The organism is Halalkalibacter flavus (assembly GCF_036663575.1).
In the GTDB taxonomy this organism is placed as follows: domain Bacteria; phylum Bacillota; class Bacilli; order Bacillales; family Bacillaceae_D; genus Halalkalibacter; species Halalkalibacter flavus.
The window spans coordinates 1-725 of the sequence record NZ_JAWRVK010000109.1 but is presented as its reverse complement, the minus strand read 5'-3'; the positions used below and the strand labels follow the sequence as shown (position 1 = coordinate 725).

The window sequence follows — 725 nt, the reverse complement described above, 5'->3', positions numbered from 1 at the left end:
TTTTTTTTAAAAGATTTTGCTAGGTCTAGTTTCGTATGCCAAAAATGCACTTCTACCAATGGTTATTTTCAGGATAGCTTAATAATCCAATCTTTTTTATTTACCTACCTATTCGTTCAAGTGTACCTGAATAATTGTCGTCAATAATTAGCATTGGTTCCTTTATAGACTGTAAGATGACTTCTATGTCAACTAATTCATTATCTTTTTCTTCACTAATGGTTCTAAAAACTGTAATAACGGCCTCCATTATCTCTTTTTCTTCACTACTTATAGCATACGAATGATTTTCAAGAAACTTATTAGTCATACCAGATATAAATTCATCAACACGAAATAAGCTATATTGTAGTAAATCCCAATCAGATGATACGTCTCCCATATGTATGGTTGAAATAGCAAATAAATAGGAATGAATGCTTCTACTTTCTCCGTTAACAATTCTCCAATTGTTGTACAATTCGCTTTTCACTCCACTGTTTTCTTCTTTTTCGATAGTTAAATGAACAAACTCCTCTAGCCTGTTAGCCAAATTATTTCCTTTAACAGATATAATTGATAAATTGTCATAATTTCTATCTATACTCTGACTAACATAGTGTCTATACTCTAACTGAACATAAATACTGTAAATAAAAAAGACTCCAATTAACAAAATAAGAAATCTGTTTAAATACTTTTTTAAATTTGCTTTATACATATAATCCCCCATTGGCTATTTTACT

At 29.4% G+C, this 725-nt stretch carries 1 protein-coding gene; it reads right to left on the bottom strand.

The window, feature by feature from the left end:
* Positions 1-100: 100 nt before the first annotated feature.
* Positions 101-700: a hypothetical protein gene (locus tag SAY88_RS24610; RefSeq protein ID WP_332635068.1), complete on the bottom strand. Its 600-nt coding sequence runs from the start codon at positions 698-700 to the stop codon at positions 101-103.
* Positions 701-725: the final 25 nt, after the last annotated feature.

Excerpts from the sequence above, each read along its gene's own strand:
- SAY88_RS24610 (WP_332635068.1), bottom strand. The coding sequence starts at position 700 with ATGTATAAAGCAAATTTAAAAAAGTATTTAAACAGATTTCTTATTTTG.